Raw genomic sequence first — 21,303 nt, 5'->3', positions numbered from 1 at the left:
CGTAGGTCGAGCGCACGATTCGCCGCTGCGAGGACGTCAAGACCTTCGGATTTCACCGGATCTCCGGGGCGATGGTCCACCCCATCCAGAGCGCCGCGATCAATGCGGCCCCGATCGCGGAACTCAAGCAGGTCAAGAACTACTTGACCGACGAGAAGACGCGCGCCGCGGTGCTGCAGCGCGTCATCGACGATCTGCCGCACAAGGACGACATCATTCTGATCGGGCACAGCCTCGGCAGCGTCATCGCGATCGATCTGCTCGACAACCTGCCCTCCGGCGTCCATGTGCGGCGCTTCATCACCATCGGCAGTCCCGCGGGCTCGCCGGTCCTGCATCAGGGTCGGGCCCGCATCCTCAAGCGATTCCCGTATTCGCGCGTCGACGACTGGTCCAACTTCCTCGATCCCGCCGACGCGGTGACCGCCGGCAAGGGACTCGCGGCACTGTTCCCCGGCGCTCAGGACTTCATGATCACCGGCGCGACCGGGCACCGGTCGCCCTCGTACCTGCGACATCCGGCGATCGCGACGCTGGTCGACCAGATACTGAATCCGGGCAAGGACGTCGTGATCGCGTCGAGCGCGGTCGTCCCCCGTCTCACCGAAGACCAGGCGAGCACCCTCGCGACCATCGAGTTCGCCAATCACGTCACCGACAAGATCGACGACGAGAGGGCGAACCGTTTCGAGGACGCCGTTCAGCGTTCTCCGCGACAACTACGTCGCCGAACTGATCGAGCAGAGCACCGGGCACGCGATTCCGCAGGAGATCGAGGAACTCAGCAAGGGTCGCATGCCGAACCTCCCCCGAAGGTGGGACCTGTCCGAGGCGATCGCGCTGACCGTCGTGCTCGCCAACACCAACCTGATCGCGCCGCACGAGATCGACACCGGCGACGCCGCACTCCAGGCGATCGTGGCCGTTCATGGTGCAGTTGGGCTATCCGACCGGAACCGGCAAGAAGGTGCAGGCGGCCGTGCAGGAGGTGAACGATCACCTGTCGGGCAGCCGATGGTCCCCGAGCACCACCACCCGGGTCGCGATGGCCGCGGTCGGCGTCGCCCTGCTCGCCGCGGGACCGGTCGGCGTGGCCATGGCCGGCGCCGCGGGCACCGCGGGCGCCGCGGCGGTCACCAGCGGGCTCGCCGCCTTCGGCCCGGGCGGCATGGCCGGCGGCATGGCGATGCTGACCGGCCTCGGCGGTACCGGCGGGATGGTGGCCGCCGCCGCGGCGACCGCCCGCACGGGCGGCGAGAACCTGGTCCTCGATCCCACGAGCCTCGCGATCCGGGTCGCGACCGCTCAGGCCCTGCGCGATGTCGGGGAGCCGTTCGACGACAACCTGTGGCAGGACATCGCCGATGCCGAGACCGGACTCGCCGCCGACTACAACCGCATGGAGACCTTCAGCGATCCCAAGTCGCCGGCACTGAAGAAGATCGACGCCGCGCGGACCACGCTCACCGGGCTGCAGGGCTACATGCTCGCGCACGGCCTGGTGCCCGACGACTTCGAGGCACCGCTCCGGGACGGCTCAGCGCCCGAGCCCTCCGGATCCGGCAAAGCGAAGACCCGCTTCCAACTGCGACGCGGCCGCGACGACGACTGACGACCGCCGAAGCGGCCGCGGGCCCTCAGCCGAGGGCCTGCTCCACGTCGGCGATCAGGTCGTCGGCGTCCTCGATGCCGACCGACAGCCGCACCAGGTCATCGGGTACCTCGAGCAGGGACCCCGCGGTCGACGCATGCGTCATCGCGCCGGGGTGCTCGATCAGCGACTCGATGCCGCCGAGCGATTCGGCCAGCGTGAAGACCTTGGTGCGGGCGCAGAAGTCGAGCGCCGCCTCCTTGCCACCGGCCAGCCGCACCGAGATCATGCCGCCGAAGCGGCGCATCTGACGGGCGGCCGCGTCGTGCCCGGGGTGATCGTCGAGCCCGGGGTACAGCACGGACCGCACCTTCGAGCTGCCGGAGAGCACCTCGACCAGCTTCTCCGCGTTGTCGCAGTGCCGCTCCATCCGGACCGCGAGGGTCTTGATCCCGCGCATGGTCAGGTAGGCGTCGAACGGGCCGGGCACCGCGCCCGCGCCGTTCTGCAGGAAGGCGACGTCGGCGTCGAACTGCTCGTCGGCGGTGATCAGCGCGCCGCCGACGACGTCGGAGTGGCCGCCCAGGTACTTGGTGGTCGAGTGCAGCACCACGTCGGCCCCGAGCGCCAGCGGCTGCTGCAGGTACGGGGTGGCGAAGGTGTTGTCCACCACCAGTTTCGCGCCGCCCTCGTGTGCGACGTGGGCGATCGCCGCGATGTCGCCGACGTTCAGCAGCGGATTGGTGGGCGTCTCGGTCCAGACCAGCCTGGTCTTCGGGGTCATCGCCGCGGCGACGGCGGCGACGTCGTTGACTGGCGCCACCGAGTATTCGATCCCCCACTGCGAGAACACCTTGTCGATCAGCCGGAAGGTGCCACCGTAGGCGTCGTTCGGGATGACGAGGTGGTCACCGGGACGCAGGGCGGCCCGCAGCACGGCGTCGGTCGCCGCCATGCCGGATGCGAAGGCCCGGCCGTACGCACCGCCTTCGATGGCGGCGAGGTTCGCCTCCAGCACCCGGCGGGTCGGGTTCCCGGTCCGCGCGTACTCGAAACCGTCGCGCATGCCGCCCACGCCGTCCTGCGCGAACGTCGAACTCGCGTAGATCGGCACATTGACGGCGCCGGTGCGGCCGTCCGGATCCCAGCCCGCGTGAATGGCCTTGGTCGAAAATCCGGCGGTCGAAAATCCGGCGGTCGAGAATCCCTCTTCTGTCACTGCTTGTCCTCACGAATCGGAAGCGGATGGGTGCTGGCGTAGGCGAGCAGGTCGTGCCGGGTGATGACGCCGATCGGCTTGCCGTCCTCCACCACCATCAACGCATCGGAGGTACTCAGAGCTTCCAGCGCCGACGACACGGGTTCGCCGGCACCGATCAGCGGGAAGGCGGGCCCCATGTGCGCCGACACCGGATCGGCCAGCGTCGCCCGGCCCTCGAAGACCGCCGACAACAGGTCACGCTCGTTCACCGCACCCGCGATCTCACCCGCCATGATCGGCGGCTCCGCGCCCACGACCGGCATCTGCGACACACCGAACTCGCGAAGGATCTCGATCGCGTCGCGCAGCGTCTCCTGCGGATGCGTGTGCACCAGGTCGGGCAGAACACCGGTCTTGCTGCGCAGCACCTCGCCCACGGTGAACTCCGGCAGCTCGCCTTCCAGGGGCGTGCGCAGGAAGCCGTAGCTGCTCATCCAGTCGTCGTTGAAGATCTTCGACAGGTATCCGCGGCCGCCGTCGGGCAGCAGCACCACCACCACAGCGTCCGGCCCTTCGCGCTCGGCGACCTCCAGTGCGGCGACGACGGCCATACCGCACGACCCGCCCACCAGCAGGCCCTCCTCGCGGGCCAGGCGCCGCGTCATCTCGAACGAGTCGGCGTCGGAGACCGCGATGATCTCGTCGGGGATGGTCGGGTCGTAGGCGTCCGGCCAGAAGTCCTCGCCGACGCCCTCGACCAGATACGGACGGCCCGAGCCGCCCGAATAGACCGAGCCCTCGGGGTCGACGCCGACCACCTTGACGCGGCCGTCGGACACCTCCTTGAGGTAGCGCCCGGTCCCGGTGATGGTGCCGCCGGTGCCGACGCCGGCGACGAAGTGCGTCACAGTGCCGTCGGTGTCGTTCCAGATCTCCGGGCCGGTGGTCTCGTAGTGGCTGAGCGGACCGTTCGGATTCGCGTACTGGTTCGGCTTCCACGCGCCGGGCGTCTCGCGCACCAGGCGGTCGGAGACGTTGTAGTAGCTGTCCGGGTGCTCCGGCGGGACCGCCGTCGGGCACACGACCACCTGCGCGCCGTACGCGCGCAGCACGTTCCGCTTGTCCTCGGCCACCTTGTCGGGGCAGACGAAGATGCACTTGTAGCCGCGCTGCTGCGCCACCAGAGCCAGTCCGACACCGGTGTTGCCCGACGTCGGCTCCACGATGGTGCCGCCCGGCTTCAGTTCGCCCGACGCCTCGGCGGCGTCGATCATCCGCGTGGCGATGCGGTCCTTGGAACTGCCTCCCGGGTTCAGGTACTCGATCTTCGCGGCGACCAGTCCCGCACCCGGTTTCACCACCGAGTTGAGCTTGACCAGCGGTGTGTTTCCTACCAGGTCCACGACGTGATTCGCGATGCGCATGGGTCCATAGTGACACTCCGCCCGGAACCACTCGACCCCGGCTATTCTGACCGCATGTCTGAAGCTGTGATCGTCTCCACCGCCCGTTCCCCCATCGGCCGCGCCGGCAAGGGATCCCTCAAGGACGTCCGTCCGGATGAGCTCGCTCGCCAGATGGTCGCCACCGCACTGAGCAAGGTGCCCGAGCTCGACGTCGCCGACATCGACGACATCCACCTCGGCATCGGCCAGCCCGGCGGTGCAGGCGGGTACAACATCGCGCGCGTCGTCGCCGTCGAACTCGGCCTCGACCACGTCCCCGGCGTGACGGTGAACCGCTACTGCTCGTCGTCGTTGCAGACCACCCGCATGGCCCTGCACGCCATCAAGGCCGGTGAGGGCGACGTGTTCATCTCCGGCGGCGTCGAGAGCGTCTCCAGTTTCGGCACCGCCGGTGCCGCCGACGGCCTGCCCAACTCCAAGAACCCGATCTTCGCCGACGCCGAGGCCCGCACCGAGCTCGCCGCCCAGGGCGGCCAGGGACCGTGGCACGACCCCCGCCAGGACGGCCTGCTCCCCGACGTCTACATCGCCATGGGCCAGACCGCCGAGAACGTCGCCAGCTTCACCGGCATCTCCCGCGAGGACCAGGACCGCTGGGGCGTGCTCAGCCAGAACCGCGCCGAGAAGGCCATCGCCGAGGGCTTCTTCGCCCGCGAGATCGACCCGGTCACCCTGGCCGACGGCACGCAGGTCACCACCGACGACGGCCCGCGCGCCGGCACCACCTACGAGAAGATCAGCCAGCTGAAGCCGGTCTTCCGCCCGGACGGCACCATCACCGCGGGCAACGCCTGCCCGCTGAACGACGGCGCCGCCGCCCTGGTCATCATGAGCGACACCAAGGCCAAGGAACTCGGCCTCACCCCGCTCGCCCGGATCGTCGCCACCGCCGCGACCGGTCTCTCCCCGGAGATCATGGGCCTGGGCCCGATCGAGGCCGTGCGCAAGGTGCTGCGTATCGCGAACATGACGATCGACGACATCGATCTCTACGAGCTCAACGAGGCCTTCGCCGTCCAGGTGCTCGGCTCGGCCGCCGAACTGGGCATGGACCACGACCGGCTGAACGTCTCCGGTGGCGCGATCGCCCTCGGCCACCCCTTCGGTATGACCGGCGCGCGGATCACCACCACCCTGCTCAACAACCTGCGGACCCACGACAAGACCTTCGGTCTGGAGACCATGTGCGTCGGCGGCGGCCAGGGCATGGCGATGGTCATCGAACGCCTCAGCTGACCCGTCACGAACCACGACGCGCGGCCCCCGGGAAACTTCTTCCCGGGGGCCGCGCCCGTCTGCCGATCGACCGATGAGCCGTGATCTCCGATGACGACCACGGCCGGACAGATCGCAGACCGTCGCACAAGCGGGAATAGTGACCGCATCTGCGACGGTCTGCGGATGCGCACCTGAAACGAGCGGCCCCGCGGGTCTCAAAGAGGATCGCGGGACCGCTCGTGGGGTTTCGACAGGCTCAGCCGGCTTACTTGGGCTCAGCCGGCTCACTTGGGCTCAACCGGCGAGCCGAGGCGACTAGTCGCTGTTCAGGTAGCTCAGCAGGCGCAAGATCTCGACGTACAGCCAGACCAGGGTGACGGTCAGGCCGAGGGCGATACCCCAGGCGGCGCGGGACGGGGCGCCGGCCTTCACCAGGCGGTCGGCGGCGTCGAAGTCGACCAGGAACGAGAAGGCGGCCAGCGCGATGCAGACCAGCGAGAAGATGATCGCGATGGGTCCTCCGCTGTACAGGCCCATGTTCACACCGAACAGGCTGAGTACGAAGTTGCCCAGCGCCAGCACGATGACGCCGACCATGCCGGCCATCAGCATGCGGGTGAAACGCGGAGTGACGCGGATGGCGCCGACCTTGTAGACCACCAGCATGCCGATGAACACGCCGATGGTGCCGAGGACGGCCTGGCCGATCATCGCGCCGGCGCTCACGTTGTCCCCGACGGTGAGGTTCGCGAAGACGAACGAGATGGCGCCGACGAAGAGGCCTTCCAGCGCGGCGTAGCTGAGCACGATCGCCGGATTATCCTGCTTGCGGCCGAAGCTCGCGATCAGGACCATGATCAGGCCGCCGATCGCGCCGACCAGCATGATCGGCATGGCGAGGGTCACCTGGGCCGATTCGGTGGCCCGGGTCGCGATCGCGGCGTAGGTGGCGATGGCGACCGCGATCAGCACACCGAGCGTGATCCCGGTCTTCACCACGACGTCATCGACGGTGAGCTGCCCCTGCGCGGTGGCGGGTGCGTAGTTCTGGGTCTGCGAGTCCTGCAGATACGGGTTGGCTTGCTGGCCGGTCATCATGGCGCCCTGCTGGGCGCCGGGGATGGCCTGGCCGAAGCCGGCATAGGGGGCCGGCTGATTGTCGCGGACCACGCCGCGCATCACCGGGTTGCTGCTGTCACGCACTCGTTGCTCCTTAGGCAGGGGTGGTAGACGGGACGCTCTCATCGAGTTCAACGCACGACGCGCTGTTCTGGTTCCGACTTTACCGATTCTTTAACGAATCCGCGGAGTGCGGCGGTCAGGACGTCCTCGGCGAGCGACAGGTCGTCGCCCCATGGTAGACCGGGTTTGGCCGTCATCAGGTCGGCGATGCCGTGTGCCACCGACCAGAGTTTGAGCACCATCGCGACCACGTCGCCGCGCGGCAGCACGCCGGTGTCCATCGCTTCGACGACGGTGTCGGCGAAGTGCCGGAACGCCGACGCCATCAGCACCTCGTCGGTCTGGGTGGGCGTCGTCGACGAGCGCGCGAACGCCTCGCGGAAGATCACCGGATTGTCAATGGCGAACCGCACGTAGGCCATGCCCTGGGCCAAGCCGCGGTCGACGACGTCGTCGACCCCCTCGGACGCGGCCATCATCACCGCATCGAACTGCTCGAAGAAGCGGGCGCAGACGGCGTCGAGCAGTTCCTCCTTGTCGGTGAAGTGCAGGTAGATCGACGGCGGGGTGACACCGACGGCGTCGGCGACGGCGCGGATCGACACGGCCGCGTGACCACCGCGCTCGATGAGGAGATCGGTGGCGGCCTGCAGGATCTCGTCGGCCAGCAACTCGCCCGAACCCCTCGGCGACCGCTTCCGCATCCCGCACGTCCCCTTCCTTCTCACTCGTCGACCAGCCCGATCCGGTCGTGCAACCGCCGCAGCGGGGCCGGCGCCCACCAGTTCCACCGGCCCGCCAGCCGCATGAACGCGGGCACCAGCATCATGCGGATCAGCGTCGCGTCCATCAGCACGGCGAGCGCCAGTCCCACCCCGAACATTCGCATGAACGACACCTGCGAGGCGGCGATCCCGGCAAAGACGATGGCCATCAGCAGCGCGGCGGCGGTCACCACGCGGCCGGTCCGGGCGAGCCCGATCGCGACCGCGTGGTCGTTGGCGGCGCGCGTGCGGTCCGACTTCAGCCACTCCTCACGGATCCGGCCGAGCAGAAACACCTCGTAGTCCATCGACAGCCCGAACGCGATGCAGAACATCAGCACCGGCATGGTCGCCACCAGGTAACCCATCGGCGTGGTACCGAGCCCGCCGAGATGACCGTCCTGGAAGATCCAGACCATCGCGCCGAAGGTCGCCGACAGCGACAGCACGTTCATCACCAGCGCCTTCAACGGGAGAACGACGCTGCCGGTGAACAGGAACAGCAGCAGGTAGGTGGCGACCGCGATCACGACCAGCACCCACGGCAGCGAGGCGTAGATGGCCGAGACCGTGTCGGCGTTGACCGCGGCGAGACCGGTGAAGCTGACCTGCACCCCCGCCGGTCTCTCGACGGCCCGCAACGCGGTGATCTGTTTCTGGCCGCTCGGCCGCATCGGCTCGACGTCGCCGGTGATCTGGATCAGCGAGTCGTCGCCGCGGACCAGACCCGGCGGAGCCGGCGCGAGCCGCCGCCCGTCGCGGAACACTCCGGCCGGACTCGACACCGAGGTCACGTCGCGCACTTTCGAGAGCTCCCCGGCGTAGTGCGCCATCCGTCCCTCGTCCAGCTTGCCGTGCACCACGGCGGTCACGTTCGACGCCGCGCTCTCGTCGTACTGGTCCCGGATCTCCTGAGCGATGGCGTGCGGCGGAGACGACGCCGGGAGCACCCGATCGTCGGGGAAGCCGAACTTGATACCGGCGAACGGCAGACCGAGAACCACCAGGAACGCCGTCACCGCGAGCGCGACCGGGACGGCCCGGCGGAGCACCCACTGGGCGCTGCGGTACCAGAAACCCTCTTCGAGAGGCTTCGGCTCGGGCGCCGGCCGGCGCAGCAGCTTGCGGACCCCGCGACGCAGGTCGAGAGCGTCGACCCGCCCGCCGAGGACCGCCAGCAGCGCCGGGGTGATCACGATCGCCGCGACCACGGCGACCACCACCACCCCGATACCGGCGTACGCGAACGACCGCAGGAAGTACATCGGGAAGATCGCGAGCGCCGCCAGCGACAGTCCGACGGTGACCGCGGAGAAGATCACCGTGCGGCCGGCCGTGTTGATCGTCCGCACGATGGCCTCGTCTCGCGGCCGCCCGGCGGCGACCTCCTCGCGGTAGCGGGTGACGATCAGCAGCGTGTAGTCGATCGCGAGCGCGAGTCCCATCGCCGTGGTGAGGTTCAGCGCGTAGATCGAGACGTCGGCGAACTCGGTGATCACCCGCAGCAGCGCCATGGTGCCGACGATCGCGACGATCCCCACCAGCACCGGCAGCGCGGCGGCGACCACACCGCCGAAGATCACGATGAGCAGCAGGAAGCTGATCGGGATGGCGATCGCCTCGGCGATCGCGAGGTCTTTCGAGGTCTGCTCGTTCACCGTGCCGTAGACCATTGCGGCGCCGCCGACCTTGATCGTGATCCCGTCCCGGGTCCCGGAGAACTCCTTGCTCAGCTCCTCCGCGCGGCCGGGCGCCTTCGCGTCGCCACCGTCGAGACCGGCGATGATCTGCGTCGACGACTTGTCCCGGCTGAGCAGTTCCCCGGCGAGTTCTGGCGACGACCAGATCGACAGCACCGGCTTCTGCACCCACGACGTGGTTTCGAGCCGGTCGAGGATCTGCTGTCCGACGGCGCGGGCGGCCGGATCGGTCGCCATGTCGGTGCCGGCGGGGCCGTCGAGTTTGAAGACCACCTGCGGCCCGCCCTGGCCGAACACGTCGTCGAGCACGCTGGTGGCGTGCGTCGATTCGGCGCCCGGATCTTCGTAACCACCGGGCAGCATCTTGCTCGCGGCACCCGCCCCGTACAGGCCGGCGGCGATGAGCAGGACGACGGCCAGACTCAGCACCAGTCGTGGCGCCGCGATCACGCGCCTGGTCAGCGAATCGAGCATGGAGAACCTCTTCGACGGGGTCCGGCGGACGCGGACACGAGTGGGTTATCAGCGTTAAGTTATCACCGATAACTTTGAGACGGTAGAGCGTTCTCGTCCGGCTTCCCTCAGATCCTCACGACGGCGGTCACGGCCGTGTTTGGATGACGGCGTGTCTTCCCTCGCCTCCGATGCCGATGAGGGTCGCGAGATCGCGCGACCGACCCGATCCCAGCGCGACCCGGAGTGGCTGCGCGAACGTCTCACCGCCTGGATCAAGACCCGGGCCGGCGACGACGCCGAAGTCACCGAGGTGGTGCTGCCGTCGGCGAACGGCATGTCCAGCGAGACGCTGCTGGCCGAGGCACTGATCGACGGTGCACCGCAGAGCCTCGTCGTGCGGGTGGCGCCGGTCGCCGAGAGCGATCCGGTGTTCCCGTCGTACGACCTGGACGGCCAATACCGCTTGATCGAACATGTCGCCGCCACCACCGACGTGCCGCTGCCGCGGCTGTGGTGGTCCGAACCCGACCCCGCCCCGCTCGGGGCACCGTTCTTCATGATGAGCCGAGTGGACGGGCGGGTTCCACCGGATGTGATGCCGTACACCTTCTCGTCGTGGGTCACCGAGGCCACGCCGGACGAACGCGCCGAGATGGCACGACGCAGCGTCGAGGTGCTCACCCGGATCCATACCGCGCCGATCGAGGGCTCCGGAGTGGAACCGCCCCGCGAGGGCGAGACACCGCTGCAAGCGCATCTGCGGCGGCTCCGCGACTTCTACGAGTGGGCGAGTCGCGACGGCGTCTCGTCGCCGCTGATCGAGCGCGGTTTCGCCTGGGCCGAGGAACATCGGCCCGCCGAGACCGAGACCGTGCTCTGCTGGGGTGACTCGCGGATCGGCAACATCATCTACGACGGCTTCACGCCCGCCGCGGTGCTCGACTGGGAGATGGCCACCGTCGGCCCCCGCGAACTGGACATCGCGTGGATGATCTTCATCCACCGGTTCTTCCAGGACATCACCGAACTCGCCGGGCTCGACGGCCTCCCCGACTTCCTCACCCGCGACCAGGTGGCCACCGACTATCTCGCCGCCAGCGGGCACCAGCCGCACGATCTCGACTACTTCACCCTGTACGCCGCACTGATCCACGCCGTCGTGATGTACCGGATCCAGACGCGCGCGATCCACTTCGGCCAGGCGGAGGCACCGGCCGACCCGGACGACATGATCATGCACCGCAAGACGCTCGAGGCCATGCTGGCCGGCACCTACTGGGGGTCGATCAAGTGACGCTCTCACCGATGGACGACCACCCGGTCCACCAGGTCGCCGAACCGATCCGGAACGTCGGCACGTCCGACCGCAACTTCTACGACCGCTACTACTTCAACTGCCATCCCCGGCTGTCGAGCGATCCAAGCCGGTCGAGCGACGTCGAGACCCCTGGTTCATCTTCGGTCTCGGCGTCTATCCGAACCTCGGCGTCACCGACTGCTTCGTCGTCGTGCGCCGGGGAGACGACCACATCGTGGTGCGCGGTTCGCGGGCGCTGGGCGCCGACCGCGACGATCTGCGGGTCGGGCCGTTCCGGACCGAGGTGGTGGAAGGTCTTGCGCGCCTGCGGATCTCACTGGAACCCGGTCACGGTGACGTCTCCTTCGACCTGGAGTTCACCGCCGACGCCCCCGCCGCGCTCGAACCTCGGCACTTTCAGCGGCAGCTGGAGCGCGTCACTTTCGACACCCAGCGATTCGTGCAGACGGGCGACTGGACCGGGTCGATCACCGTCGACGGCACCCGGTACGACGTGACCCCCGAGGAGTGGCGCGGCAACCGCGACCGGTCGTGGGGCGTGCGGCCCGTCGGCGAGGCCGAACCGCCGGGGCGGCGCGCGGCATCGTCGGACGATGCGAGCTTCTTCTGGATCTACGCGGTGATGCGTTTCGACGATTTCGCGGTGGTCTCGATCGTGCAGGAGAAGCGCGACGGTGAGCGCGTGATGGACGACGCCCGCGTGATCTGGGCCGACGAATCACGGGGCGTGCAGTGGCTCGGCCGTGTCGAGCACGACGTGACCTTCCACCCGGGCGGACGCGAACCCGCAAGCGCCACCTTGCGATTCATCAAACCGTCGGGTGCGACGACCACGGTGACCGCCGAGCCGAAGCTCGCCAACTACCTCGGGTTCGGCACCGGCTACGGGCTGGAACAGGATTGGCGGCACGGCATGTGGCAGGGCGACGAGAAGGTGGAGGCCCTGCGCCTGAAGGTCTCCGAGATCGACCCGACGATGAAGCTGTTCTGTCCGGTCGATCATCTGGCGTCGTTCACGCTGACCGACGCGGACGGGACCGTCCACACCGGAGAGGGCCTCTTCGAGTTCGCCGTGATCGGCCCGCACGATCAGTACGGGTTCCGCGACTACGTGGACGTCGCGCCCGAGATGTAGTGCTCCCAGCCCTGTCGCAGGAAGTCGGCGTAAACCTCGACCGGCTGCGCCCCGGAGAGCACGTAATGGCGGTCGAGCACGAAGTACGGCACGCCTTGGCATTTCAGTTCGTGGGCGAGCGTCTCGTCGTCGCGGACGGCCTGCGCGAAGCGGGTGTCGTCGGCGAGCACCGCGCGCACCTGCGCCTCGTCGAAGCCCTCGCCGACGGCGATCTCGACGAGTCGTTCGTGGCTGCCGAAGAGCTTGCGCTCGTCGGCGAAGTTGGCGTGAAAGAGGGCGAGGAGCATGTCCTCGGCGCGGCCCGACTCGCCGGCGAAGTGCACCAGCCGGTGCATGTCGAAGGAGTCGCCGAAATCCCGGCCCGACGTCACATAGGGGAGCCCGAACTCGGCCGCCTTCTCCCCCAGCTGGATCTCCCCCTGCGACGCCTGCTCCCGCGTGAAGCCGTATTGCTTGGCCAGATGCGCGACGACCTCCCCCGATGCCCCGCGCGGCTGCGTCGGATCGAGCTCGAACGACCGGTGGATCACCTCGGTCTGATCCTTGTGCTCGAAACCCCCGAGCGCCTCGAGGAACTGGTGGACACCGAGGTAGCAGAACGGGCAGTTGATATCGGACCAGATCTCGACCTTCATCATCCCTCCATCGAACCAGAGCGCCGCCACGCCGGTCGAGCGACGCCCAGGACAGTCGATCCCCATGCTGGTCGAGCGGCGTCGAGACCACCCACTTGTCCAGAGGTCTGATCTCGACTCCGCTCGATCATCATGAAGAGCACCTCGACGCACGGCCCTCTGTTGGTCGAGCGGAGTCGAGACCACCCCTCACCTCGCCGGGCCACCCACCTGGCAAGATCGACCCCGCGCCCCCGTAGCCCAATTGGCAGAGGCAGCGGACTTAAAATCCGCCGAGTGTCGGTTCGAGCCCGACCGGGGGCACTACTGCACCGCCTTGGCCACGCTGATGCACCGCGTGATCCACTCACGCTCGGCGTCGTCCAGCTGGCGATTCACACGTCGCGCATCCTCGACGGCCCAGTGCGCGTTCAGCATCATGCGGACGATCACCCAGTCGCGGGCGCGCTCGTCGTCGAACCCGGCCGCTTCCACGACCGCGAAGAAACGCCGCCGGATCGATTCGCGCAGGTAGCCGTCCATCTCGGCCCAGCGGTTCCAGAGCAGCGGCGCCACCTCGTAATGCGGGTCGCCGGAGAGAGGCTGCGGGTCGATCACCAGCCACGGCTCCCGCTGAGCGGCAAGGACGTTCCCGTAGTGCAGATCGCCGTGCACGATCGTCCCGGCCGAATCCGGATCGGCCACGAACTCCCGTCCGCGTACGAGTGCGCGGTCGATCAGCCGGCGCGGCACCGGCAATTCGTGCGCGCCGGCGTCCATCGCGTCGAGCCACCGCGCCAGCAGGTCAGGCAGCGCGGGGAATCGGCGCGGGGCCGGGCGGTGCAGTCGCGGATAGAACGACGCGACGATCTCGCATGCCTGCAAGTCCCATTCGCCGGACAGATCCTCGTGGCCGAGCCGCTCGAGCAGCATGGCGCGCCGGGCCGGATCGGCGCGGTACATCCGGACGGCACCGTCACCGGCCCATGTCTGCAGCGCCAGATGCTCCTGCGCGGACTCCTCGGCACCGTCGAAGCCGACCTTGAGGACGGCCTCGGTGTCGTCGTCCGCGCGGACCGGGATCACGACCGACGCGAAGCCGTGCAGGGCGTCGCCGTCCAGGGTCAAGCGCCATTCGGCCAGCAGCTCATCGCACAGTCTGGGGAGTCGGTCCAGCCACGACACCCAGTCCGGCCCCAGCCGCCGCTGGGCTTCGAGACCGTCGGGAATCCGCACACGCCCACCCTACGAGCAGTCGTGGGGCGGCGGGCCCACCCGAGCTCGGGGAGCGCGTCGGCCACCCCCGAATATCGGCTCACGAGGGACGATTCCCGTCGTCACCTGATATTCGGGGATGGCCGACGAGACCGCTCGTCCACACCGCCGCCCAGGCAGAATGGCGCCATGCAGACTCCATCCGTCCGGATCATCGAGCGGATTTCCGCAGAATTGATCGCCGCCGACCCCGGCCGTCCCTGGCGCGTCGGCGTCGACGGGGTGTGCGGTGCCGGGAAGTCGACGTTCGCCCGCACGCTCACCGCGGTGATCCAGGGTTCCGGCCGCCCGGTCGTCTTCATCGACTCGGACGGATTCCATCACACGCGTGCGCGGCGCTACCGGCAGGGACGATCGTCGGCGCGCGGGTACTACGACGACGCGTACGACTTCGACTCCCTGGCCTCCGAGGTCTTGCGGCCCCTCGGTCCGGATGGATCGCGACGGTACGCGACCAAGGTTCATGACCTGACGTCGGACGAGGTGATCACCGGCGCCACAGCCGTCGCGGCGGCGAACTCGATCGTCATCTTCGATGCGACGTTCATTCAGCGTCCAGAACTCGACGGTCTGTGGGACGACGTGCTCTATCTCCACAGCGACGAATCCGCCGCGATCGCCCGCGGAGTGACGCGCGACGCCGATGCCCTCGGTGGCGAGGCCGCCGCACGCATCGCGTTCGAGTCGCGCTACATGGCCGCATGTCGTATCTACCTCGCCGAACGGCAGCCGAGGTCACGCGCGTCCATCGTCATCGACAACACCGACCCCGGAAGACCGGTCGTCGAACGGCTGAACTCTCGCGCGCGCCAGGCCCGCTTTGTAGTCTGAGCGGACAATTGTCCCTCGCTCGGGGGACAGACGATCCGCAAAGGAATCCGCGATGCGTGCACGATTCGCCGCCGTCCTCGCCGCCGTCGGCCTCCTCCTCGGCGTGTCCGTCCTCGCTCCCGCGGAAGTGCACGCCGCGCCCCGACTCGAGGGGGCGTCGAACTTCCGCGACCTCGGCGGCTATCAGACCTCCGACGGCAGGACCGTCCGCGAGGGCCTGGTGTTCCGGTCGAACAAGCTGAGCGATCTCACACCGTCCGATAAGCAGAAGATCACCGACGCCTCGATCACGCTCGCCGTCGACCTCCGCAATGTCCAGGAACGCAAGGACGAACCCGATCAGTTGCCTCCGGGGGTGCGCTACCAGGTCGCCGACGTGGTGAGCTTCACCAACGGGATCTGGTTCCACGAGCCGGTCCCGCTCACGCTCGGCCGCGGGCTGATCGACTACTACACGACGGGGTCGTCGAACATCGGCCAGAGCCTCGGCTATCCGTTCATGGTCAGCTATCACGGATCCGATGTCGCCTTCCACGACCTGCTGGTGGCGATCGCCCGCAACACCGACGGCGGCACCGTCTTCCACTGCAGCGCGGGCAAGGATCGCACCGGCTGGGGCGCGGCGATCCTGCTGAGCATCCTCGGCGTCCCGCGGGCCACCATCGACGCGGACTTCCTGAAGTCGAACACCTACCTCGGTCGCGACGACGCCGTGGAGCTGTCGTGGCTGAACGCGGCGTTCGACCAGGTCAAGCGGCTCTACGGATCGATGGATCGCTATGTCCGCCACGGCCTGCGGATCGATCAGCCGACCATCACCGCGCTCCGCACTCGACTGCTCACCTGAACCCGGGCGACTCCAGCGATAGCGGACCGAAGTCCGGATAGGCGGGGTGTTCGGTACCCTCGAAACGACATCGAGAACCGAGGAGAACCATGAGCCTGTTCGACATCGCCGGCCGCGCCCTGACCGGACTGCCCTTCGTCAAGCTCGGCTACGCCGCCGCCACCGCACCCGGCCCGCGCGTCGACATGGCCAAGCCGGTGCTCGATCCGCTGCGCAAGGTGGTGCCGATCCCCGTCGACGACGAGATGGTCGTGCGCGCCAACGGTGCCGCGCAGGCCGTCGGCGGCGCCCTGCTCGCCGCCGGGGTCCTGCCGCGCGCCGCGGCGCTCGGCCTCATCGCCTCGCTGGTCCCGACCACCCTCGCCGGTCACGCCTTCTGGACCTCCGACGACCCCGCGGTCCGCGGACAGCAGCAGGTGCAGTTCCTGAAGAACGTCACGATGATCGGCGGCTTGACCGCGATCGCCGCTACGTCACGGAAGTAGCCGGCGCCACCTCGGCGTCGCCGGGGACGTCGACGACCTCGATCTGTGCGGGCGCCCGTTCGGCCAGCACGAACGAGGTGCCGAACCCGACCGCGAGCAGCGCCGCGAGAATGACGAAGACCCAGCGCACGCCCACACCGTCGGCGATCATGCCCAGCAACGGGCTGACCACACCGCCCAGCGACAGGGTGAGCCCGAGCGTGACCCCGCTGGCCACGCCGATCCGGTTCGGCAGATACGAATGCGCGAGGGTGATCTGCCCGGCGAACGGCGCGAAAAGCGCCAGCCCGAGCGCGCCGGTCGCCACGAAGACGACCAGTGGCGACGGCGCGAGAACGATCGCGACGATACCGCCGACCCCGGCCAGGTAGCCGCAGCGCAAGACCGGCAGCCGGCCCACCCGGTCCGAGAGCCACCCGCCCGCCAGCGTGCCGACCGCGCCGGCGGCGGGGAACACCGTCAGGGCGATCGACGCGTAGTCGGGCGTGGAGTGAAAGCGCGCGACGCAGTACAGCACGACGAAGGTCGAGGTGCCCACGTAGGCGACAGACCAGGTGGCGAGCACCGCGGTGAGCCAGCCGAAGGCCCGCCAGTCGTCGCGCAGATCGGTGTGCGCGGCGACCGCGACATCCCGGGGTTTCACCCGCCGGAACAACTGATGCCGCGCGACGACGAAATACGCCAGCGCGAGCACGACTGCCGGCACGATCAACAGCCCGGTCCCCCGCAGCCCGAACGCACCGACCACGGCGACCGCCGCGGCGGGCGCGAGTGCCACCCCGGCGTTGCCGCCGACGGAGAACAGACTCATCGCGGCCGTCGTGCCGCCGCCGGCCTCACGGGCCTGCATGGTCGCGGCCGGATGATAGGCGGCCACCCCGATTCCCGACATCGCGATGAGCACCCACACCACGATGTACGACGATGAGAAGAACCCGCTCAGCGCGACACCGGCGCCCGCGGCCAGCAGTCCGGCGAGGCTGATCCAGCCGAGCCCGTACCGGTCACTCAGATAGCCGAAGCCCGGTTGCGCGATGCTCGACAAGGCAGTCGCCGCCAGTGTGATGCCCGCGACCGCCGCATACGAGTAGTGCGCGTGCAGCACGAAGAACGGAAGGAGCGCGGCCACCGCCCCGGTGTAGAAGTCGTTGGCGGCGTGCGTCGCAGTCAGCACCCACAACTGTGCGCGGCGCCGTTCGGGCGCTACGGTCGAATCCATGATGTTCCTCTCGATCTCCCCTGCCAGGGACGAGACGGACTCTACACAACTCCTCAGACAAGTAGACAATTGAGGTTACGGTGAGCCAGGTCAAAAGAACTCCACTCGCGAATCAGGCGGCCGAGCTGCTGCTGAACCGGATCCGCGCCGGGGAGTGGCCGCTCGGAGCCAGGATCCCCGGTGAAACGACCCTCGGACCGCAGCTCGGGGTCGGTCGTTCCACGGTCCGGGAGGCCATCCGGCAGCTCGCGGGCAAGGGCGTCCTGCAAACGAGACAGGGAGCCGGAGTGTTCGTCACGGCGCTCGACGCCGCCGAGGACTGGAACACCGTGTTGCAGCGGGCCGAGATCGCCGCGGTGATCGAGGCCCGCACGGCCATCGAAGCCGAGGCCGCCTACCTGGCCGCACAGCGTCGCTCACCGCAGGCGTTGCGCGCCATCCGGCGCACCCTCGCCGACCGCGAGCGCCACCGGGAATCCGCCGCCGACTACGTCGACGCGGACATGCGCTACCACCGCGCCGTCGTCGAGGCCGCAGACAATCCCGTACTGCTCGAGCTCTTCGATTCTTTCGTTCCCCGGCTCCGGCAGGCGATGATCGACATGCTCGCCCTCGGCGCCGGCATGGATGACGACGCCGACCGCGGCGCACACGAGCAGCTCACCGAGGCGATCGCCGCCCACGACGGCGACGCGGCACGTCGGCTCAGCCGAACCCACCTCGACGCCCTGTGCGAACGCATCGCGCGCTGACTACAGCCGGAGGAGCCGGTTCCGCACCGGGAAGTGTCCGTCGATGGTGAGCCACAGCGGGTCTCCGGCGAAGGGCTTCGCCGGATCCGGCGACCGCCGCTGCGCATGGATGTGCAGGTGCGGTTCCGCCGCGTCGCCGCTGTTCCCGACCTTGCCGAGCGGAACGCCGATCTCGACGTGGTCACCGGCGCGCACCACGACGCTCTCGTGCTGCAGATGCGCGAGCAGCACCTCGTAGTCGCCGCAGGAGACGAGCACATAGTTTCCGGCCGGGTTGTCGCTGTCGATGTCCGGAACCCGATGGTCCGGCAGGTCGGCGCGCGTCTCGGCGACCGTCCCGACGCACGGGGAGATCACCGGCGCACCGTAGATGTAGTACGCGGCCGGATCGGCCGGTGCGATCCCGTGCGCACGACGCCCCAGGCCGTCGACCTTGACCAGATCGACGCCGCGGCGCTGCCCACGCCACTGATCCGAGTCGGATGTCAGCAGGTGCCGGTTCACGGCGGAGCGGGACCCACCACTGGTGACGTAGTACGCGCCGGGGTCGAGCGGTTCGGCGATGTCGACCGCCCCCGGCGGCTGGGAACGACCCGCCGCGGCGGGCACCACCAGCAGTGCGACGACCGCCACCACGAGCAGCGCCACGATCGTCGTCTCCGACCACCGCCAGCCGCGCCGCCGGGTGGTCCCCCGGCGCGACAGCCGCAGCACCGGCCGGACGAAGCTCGCGAGCGCCAGAACGACCAGCACGAACGGCGTCCACCACGGCGGATACAACCACGTGCCGCCGAGGATCAGCCAGGCCAGCCCGGTGGCCAGCAGCAGTGCGCGCAGGCCGAGCGCCCACCACGACGACGCCGGCACCACCGCGTTGAGCAGGATCAGCAGCAGCGGAATCCCCACCTGGATGATCGCCAACTGTGCGATCGGCGTCATCGGCGCGCCCTTCTACGATTCTCGATCTGCCAGGATTCCGTCATCTCATCTCAAATCGGTCACCGTGACGCATCGACTCGACCACACAAGTAACACCCGACTCTTCAGTAACGCGAGACTTCTCGCATAGTCCCCAATTCAGGTGACACGACTGGAGAAAGATCGACCATGACCACCGTCCTCCGGCGGCTCGCCCTCGTCCTGGCAGCCCTGCTCGTCCTCCCCGTTCTGCTCGCGGCGCCACCCGCGCGGGCCGCTACCCCGCTGAGCCAGCTCACCGCGCGCGGCGGTGCCATCGTCGACGCACAGGGCCGCACCGTGCTCCTGCACGGCGTCAACAACGTCGACAAGGAACCGCCGTACGTCCAGCTGAAGGACGGCTTCACGCTCACCGAGAACGACGCCCAGTACCTCGCCGACCAGGGCCTCAACGTGGTCCGCCTCGGCGTCTCGTTCGACGGTCTGATGCCCGAACGCGGCCGGATCGACCACGCCTTCATCGATCGCATCGTCGCGGTGGTCGACCTGCTCGCGGCGAAGGGGATCTACACCCTCATCGACAACCACCAGGACGGCCTGTCGTCGATCTGGGGCGGCAACGGCTTCCCGGCCTGGTCCCTCACCGCGCGCCCGGCCGGCTGGGAACCCAACCCCGGGTTCCCGCTCTACTACCTGATGCCGAGCATGAATCAGGGCTGGGACGAGGTCTGGAGCAACAAGAACGGCCTGATCGACTACCTCGGCACCGCGCTCGCCGCCGTCGCCGACGCGGTCAAGGGCAAGCCGGGCGTCGCCGGCATCGAACTGTTCAACGAGCCGTGGCCCGGCACCGCGGCACTGACCTGTTTCCCGGTCGGCTGCCCGCTGTTCGACCAGCAGTACCAGTCGGTGATGAACAAGCTGACCACCCGGATCCAGGCCGCCAATCCCGCGGTCCCGGTCTGGTGGGAGCCGAACGTCACCTGGAACCAGCTGATGCCGAGCTACCTGGGCCTGAGCAAGATCGCCTCGCCCAATGTCGTGATCTCCCCGCACGACTACTGCATCCCGTCGCAGCTGGGCATCTACCTCGGCCTGCCCGAGCAGCTGCGCAGCCTGTGCCCGCTCCAGCACGACCACACCTGGAGCAACATCGACCTGGTCAAGGCCCGCACCCGTCGGCCGGTGGTGGTCACCGAGTTCGGTGACATCGACCCGACGGTCATCGGCAACACCGTCACCCGCGCCGATGAGCGGATGGCCGGCTGGATCTACTGGCACCTGAGCTCCGGTCAGCGATTCGGCGCCGACGTGGCCAAACACCTGGTGCGCACGTACCCGCAGGCCACCGCGGGCGCCCCGCTGTCGATGTCGTACGACGAGGACACCGGCGCCTTCCGCTACACCTATCGGCCGAACCGCGCGATCAGTGCGCCGACGGTCATCGCGGTGCCCGCGCTGCACTACCGCGGGCACCCGGCCATCACCGTCGACGGCGGTTCGGTGGTCGGCCCGACGGACGGCCCGACCGTCTCGATCAAGGCCGACGGCGCCGGTCCGGTCACCGTGAACATCGTCGCGGGCGGCACCGCGTCGCCGTAGGCTCGGCACCATGACAGACACGTTCGACGTCGGCGCGGTCCTCCTCGACATGGACGGCACCCTGGTGGACTCCACCGCCGTCGTCGAACGTGTCTGGACCGCCTGGGCACACGAGCACGGCCTGGACCCGGCGGCCGTACTGGCCGTCTGCCACGGGCGGCAGGGTCACGAGACCATGGCGGAACTGCTTCCCGACCGGCCGCGCGAGGTCAACGTCGCCGAGAACGACGCCCTGCTGAAGGTCGAGACCACCGACCTCGACGGGGTGGTCGCGATACCCGGCGCCCCGGAATTCCTCGCCGCCCTGCACGACGTCCGGCACGCGCTGGTCACCTCGGCCGACACCGGGCTGGCCACCGCCCGGATGGGTGCGGCCGGGATGGCGCTGCCGGAGCTCTCGATCACCGCGGAGAAGGTGACCCGCAGCAAGCCCGACCCCGAAGGCTTCCTCGCCGCCGCGGCCGCGTTGCACGTCGACCCGGCCGACTGCCTGGTCTTCGAGGACTCCCCCGCCGGCATCGCCGCCGCTCATGCCGCCGGAATGCCGGTGGTCGCGGTCGGCCCGCACGCGACGGATCTGCCCGCCGAGCGGCACATCGACGACTATCTCGGAGTCCGGGTCACCGCGCGGCCGGACGGCCGGGCACTCATCCTGATACCAACCTGAGGAATCGGGCCTCAGCGGGCACCCGCACCAGATAGCGCGTGCGTCGCATATGTCCACCCAGA

19 protein-coding genes, 1 tRNA gene and 1 pseudogene are annotated in these 21,303 nt (G+C 68.9%); 12 read left to right on the top strand and 9 right to left on the bottom strand.

Annotation, left to right across the window (positions count from 1 at the left end):
* Positions 1 to 71 precede the first annotated feature (71 nt).
* Together MYK68_RS05425 and MYK68_RS05420 are read left to right on the top strand one after the other, a co-directional pair.
* Positions 72 to 992: an alpha/beta fold hydrolase gene (locus MYK68_RS05425; RefSeq protein ID WP_247866728.1), complete on the top strand. Its 921-nt coding sequence runs from the start codon at positions 72 to 74 to the stop codon at positions 990 to 992.
* Positions 929 to 1,612: a hypothetical protein gene (locus MYK68_RS05420; protein WP_247868151.1), complete on the top strand. Its 684-nt coding sequence runs from the start codon at positions 929 to 931 to the stop codon at positions 1,610 to 1,612. The genes MYK68_RS05425 and MYK68_RS05420 overlap by 64 nt, the downstream gene beginning before the upstream one ends.
* Positions 1,613 to 1,637: 25 nt before the next feature.
* On the opposite strand, the gene MYK68_RS05415 is transcribed toward MYK68_RS05420, so the two are convergent.
* Together MYK68_RS05415 and MYK68_RS05410 are read right to left on the bottom strand one after the other, a co-directional pair.
* A complete protein-coding gene (locus tag MYK68_RS05415) occupies positions 1,638 to 2,810 on the bottom strand; it encodes a cystathionine gamma-synthase (protein WP_247866726.1) in 1,173 nt (390 codons plus the stop codon).
* Positions 2,807 to 4,216 carry a cystathionine beta-synthase gene (locus tag MYK68_RS05410; RefSeq protein ID WP_247866724.1) on the bottom strand — a complete coding sequence of 470 codons (1,410 nt, stop codon included), beginning with the start codon at positions 4,214 to 4,216 and terminating at the stop codon, positions 2,807 to 2,809. The genes MYK68_RS05415 and MYK68_RS05410 overlap by 4 nt, the downstream gene beginning before the upstream one ends.
* A gap of 54 nt (positions 4,217 to 4,270) precedes the next feature.
* On the opposite strand from MYK68_RS05410, the gene MYK68_RS05405 reads away from it, so the two are divergent.
* The gene (locus MYK68_RS05405) at positions 4,271 to 5,494 is read left to right on the top strand and encodes an acetyl-CoA C-acetyltransferase (RefSeq protein WP_247866722.1); all 1,224 of its coding nucleotides are present in this window, start codon (positions 4,271 to 4,273) and stop codon (positions 5,492 to 5,494) included.
* 297 nt (positions 5,495 to 5,791) lie between these two features.
* On the opposite strand, the gene MYK68_RS05400 is transcribed toward MYK68_RS05405, so the two are convergent.
* From MYK68_RS05400 to MYK68_RS05390, 3 genes are read right to left on the bottom strand one after another with little or no spacing between them, the layout of a single operon-like run.
* Positions 5,792 to 6,679 carry a Bax inhibitor-1/YccA family protein gene (locus MYK68_RS05400; RefSeq protein WP_247866720.1) on the bottom strand — a complete coding sequence of 296 codons (888 nt, stop codon included), beginning with the start codon at positions 6,677 to 6,679 and terminating at the stop codon, positions 5,792 to 5,794.
* Between the two features lie 47 nt (positions 6,680 to 6,726).
* Positions 6,727 to 7,362, bottom strand: a complete 636-nt coding sequence (locus tag MYK68_RS05395; RefSeq protein WP_247866710.1) for a TetR/AcrR family transcriptional regulator — start codon at positions 7,360 to 7,362, stop codon at positions 6,727 to 6,729.
* A gap of 20 nt (positions 7,363 to 7,382) precedes the next feature.
* Positions 7,383 to 9,596 carry an MMPL family transporter gene (locus MYK68_RS05390; RefSeq protein WP_247866702.1) on the bottom strand — a complete coding sequence of 738 codons (2,214 nt, stop codon included), beginning with the start codon at positions 9,594 to 9,596 and terminating at the stop codon, positions 7,383 to 7,385.
* 151 nt (positions 9,597 to 9,747) lie between these two features.
* On the opposite strand from MYK68_RS05390, the gene MYK68_RS05385 reads away from it, so the two are divergent.
* Together MYK68_RS05385 and MYK68_RS05380 are read left to right on the top strand one after the other, a co-directional pair.
* The gene (locus MYK68_RS05385) at positions 9,748 to 10,872 is read left to right on the top strand and encodes a phosphotransferase family protein (RefSeq protein ID WP_247866700.1); all 1,125 of its coding nucleotides are present in this window, start codon (positions 9,748 to 9,750) and stop codon (positions 10,870 to 10,872) included.
* Between the two features lie 11 nt (positions 10,873 to 10,883).
* Positions 10,884 to 12,031, top strand: a pseudogene (locus MYK68_RS05380) (Rv3169 family protein).
* On the opposite strand, the gene MYK68_RS05375 reads toward MYK68_RS05380, so the two are convergent.
* Complete coding sequence (locus MYK68_RS05375) at positions 12,004 to 12,666, bottom strand: DsbA family oxidoreductase (protein ID WP_247866698.1); 663 nt, start codon at positions 12,664 to 12,666, stop codon at positions 12,004 to 12,006. The pseudogene MYK68_RS05380 and the gene MYK68_RS05375 sit on opposite strands and share 28 nt — an antisense overlap.
* 229 nt (positions 12,667 to 12,895) lie before the next feature.
* Here MYK68_RS05375 and MYK68_RS05370 point away from each other — a divergent pair.
* Positions 12,896 to 12,969 (top strand) — tRNA-Leu (locus MYK68_RS05370).
* On the opposite strand, the gene MYK68_RS05365 is transcribed toward MYK68_RS05370, so the two are convergent.
* Complete coding sequence (locus MYK68_RS05365; protein ID WP_247866696.1) at positions 12,970 to 13,881, bottom strand: aminoglycoside phosphotransferase family protein; 912 nt, start codon at positions 13,879 to 13,881, stop codon at positions 12,970 to 12,972.
* A gap of 168 nt (positions 13,882 to 14,049) precedes the next feature.
* Here MYK68_RS05365 and MYK68_RS05360 point away from each other — a divergent pair, with 168 nt between their 5' ends.
* The 3 genes from MYK68_RS05360 to MYK68_RS05350 all read left to right on the top strand — a co-directional run bounded on the left by MYK68_RS05360 (position 14,050) and on the right by MYK68_RS05350 (position 16,083).
* Positions 14,050 to 14,751 (top strand): nucleoside/nucleotide kinase family protein, encoded by a 702-nt coding sequence (locus tag MYK68_RS05360; RefSeq protein ID WP_247866694.1) that lies wholly within the window; start codon positions 14,050 to 14,052, stop codon positions 14,749 to 14,751.
* A gap of 52 nt (positions 14,752 to 14,803) precedes the next feature.
* Positions 14,804 to 15,598: a tyrosine-protein phosphatase gene (locus MYK68_RS05355; protein ID WP_247866692.1), complete on the top strand. Its 795-nt coding sequence runs from the start codon at positions 14,804 to 14,806 to the stop codon at positions 15,596 to 15,598.
* Positions 15,599 to 15,687: 89 nt separating this feature from the next.
* Positions 15,688 to 16,083, top strand: coding sequence for a DoxX family protein (locus MYK68_RS05350; RefSeq protein ID WP_247866691.1), 396 nt, complete (start codon positions 15,688 to 15,690; stop codon positions 16,081 to 16,083).
* On the opposite strand, the gene MYK68_RS05345 is transcribed toward MYK68_RS05350, so the two are convergent.
* Positions 16,067 to 17,302, bottom strand: coding sequence for an MFS transporter (locus tag MYK68_RS05345; protein WP_247866689.1), 1,236 nt, complete (start codon positions 17,300 to 17,302; stop codon positions 16,067 to 16,069). The genes MYK68_RS05350 and MYK68_RS05345 overlap by 17 nt on opposite strands.
* An 80-nt stretch (positions 17,303 to 17,382) precedes the next feature.
* Here MYK68_RS05345 and MYK68_RS05340 point away from each other — a divergent pair, with 80 nt between their 5' ends.
* Positions 17,383 to 18,054, top strand: coding sequence for a FadR/GntR family transcriptional regulator (locus MYK68_RS05340; RefSeq protein ID WP_247866688.1), 672 nt, complete (start codon positions 17,383 to 17,385; stop codon positions 18,052 to 18,054).
* On the opposite strand, the gene MYK68_RS05335 is transcribed toward MYK68_RS05340, so the two are convergent.
* Complete coding sequence (locus MYK68_RS05335) at positions 18,055 to 18,993, bottom strand: M23 family metallopeptidase (protein WP_247866687.1); 939 nt, start codon at positions 18,991 to 18,993, stop codon at positions 18,055 to 18,057.
* Between the two features lie 168 nt (positions 18,994 to 19,161).
* On the opposite strand from MYK68_RS05335, the gene MYK68_RS05330 reads away from it, so the two are divergent.
* Positions 19,162 to 20,574, top strand: a complete 1,413-nt coding sequence (locus MYK68_RS05330; protein WP_247866686.1) for an endoglycoceramidase I — start codon at positions 19,162 to 19,164, stop codon at positions 20,572 to 20,574.
* Between the two features lie 10 nt (positions 20,575 to 20,584).
* Positions 20,585 to 21,241 (top strand): HAD-IA family hydrolase, encoded by a 657-nt coding sequence (locus MYK68_RS05325; protein ID WP_247866685.1) that lies wholly within the window; start codon positions 20,585 to 20,587, stop codon positions 21,239 to 21,241.
* Positions 21,242 to 21,303: the final 62 nt, after the last annotated feature.

Source organism: Gordonia sp. PP30 (assembly GCF_023100845.1).
Taxonomy (GTDB): Bacteria; Actinomycetota; Actinomycetes; order Mycobacteriales; family Mycobacteriaceae; genus Gordonia.
This window is presented reverse-complemented; position numbering and strand designations above follow the sequence as displayed.